Genomic DNA, 1,647 nt, shown 5'->3' on the forward strand with positions numbered 1-1,647 from the left:
CCGTGATTGCCATTATTTTTCGCGATTTATTTCATCATTCCCCAGTCCTGGGCGTTTTTCTTTTCCTCAGCGTTGGATTTATTTTATTTGGCTTAGGTGGAAATTATGGCGTCAACAAAATTGGAACCCTGCTGTCATTTGCGATATTTTTCGTCGTTTCCTTTACAGCGCTTACGATTTATCTACGCGCAGGTATCGGGCTGGTTTATGAGCAATTCAACTATTATTTTAACGGGATCTTCAGCGGGAGTTTTACAGAAAATGGACTGTCTTTTTTAACTTTCCTTTTTATCATGCTTGGCCATACCATTACGAGTTTTTCCTTTTGGTCTTCTATTAATATTGTAAAATCAAATCATCGTCTGTCAGCACTAAGATTTTCTATATTTTCATGGACTGCTTTATCGCTGGCATTTGCCGTTTTAACGATTTACATCGTTGTCCAAAAGAAGGCGCTGCCATTGTCCCAAATGATGCAAATGAACGGCTTATTGTCCCATATTATCATCTATATTGTGATTGCCATGCTGGCTATAGGAACTGGTCATTCACTCTATTCACTTGTGAGCCTGTTTTTGTATGCCAGATCCAGACAACAAACACAGCTTAGTTCCCATCAATTATTAAAACAAGCATATTTAGTCGGAATCATTTTATCCATCATGACCGGATTCGCTGCAGTCTGGCTATCTCCTAATATCGGAGCATGGCTCCCCTACTTTGTATCTTTCTTTTCGTCTGCGGGCGTCCCCTTTATTTTTGCTTACTTCAAAGGGAGCTTTCACCAAAAGCAATACAATCTTAGTGTTGGGCTGATGGGGATCACCGGCTTATGGCTGAGTACCACCATTGATAATATTTGGGTGATTGCACCGATCTCCGCCCTCCTATCTTTTATCGTGCAGATGATCATCTCGAGGTTCAAAATCTTCCCGACATAGATAAAATCCTGTAAAAAGAGATTGAAATTCTGCAAACATATCGAATCAATAACAGTTAGAATTTTAAGTATTCAGAAAATACAAAAGATTAAGGAGGCAAATCTATGACTGCACAGTTATCCACCCAAACATTTATTTATGCGATGGATAAAAACAATCAGCCTGCGCTTACAGTGAAGTCTGGCACTCAGGTCGAAATCGAAACGTTTGATTGTTTCCAGGATCAGATTACATCTGAAGATACGACTTTCAGCGCAATTGACTGGAATCAAATCAATCCTGCAACAGGGCCAGTATTTGTAGAGGGTGCTCAACCAGGAGATATTTTAAAAGTAACGATTGATGACATCAGATTAGGAACTCAAGGTGTCATGGTAGTAGGGCCAGAGCTCGGCGTTATGGGACATCGTTTGAAAGATTTCGAAGTGAAGATCATACCTGTTAAAGATGGCAAAGCCGTTTTTAATGAAAAAATCTCCTTGCCCCTTAACCCAATGATTGGTGTAATCGGGGTTGCTCCTGAAGGTGACGCGGTAAACAACGGTACCCCAGGACCACACGGCGGGAACATGGACACAAAACTAATTACCACAGGCGCTACCCTCTATTTCCCTGTCTTCCAGGAAGGGGCACTCTTCGCATTAGGTGACCTGCATGCGGCGATGGGTGACGGAGAAATCAGCGTTTCTGGTATTGAAATCCCCGC

At 41.7% G+C, this 1,647-nt stretch carries 2 protein-coding genes; both read left to right on the forward strand.

Annotated features, from left to right (window positions below; genetic code table 11):
- The coding region (locus tag WB217_RS06415; RefSeq protein WP_423991745.1) for a hypothetical protein at positions 1-941 on the forward strand (941 nt) is incomplete at its 5' end.
- A gap of 104 nt (positions 942-1,045) precedes the next feature.
- Positions 1,046-1,647: acetamidase/formamidase family protein (locus WB217_RS06420; RefSeq protein WP_423991747.1), on the forward strand; the 602-nt coding region annotated here is incomplete at its 3' end.

It is taken from the genome of Mesobacillus sp. (assembly GCF_049588175.1).
Classification (GTDB): domain Bacteria; phylum Bacillota; class Bacilli; order Bacillales; family Cytobacillaceae; genus Mesobacillus.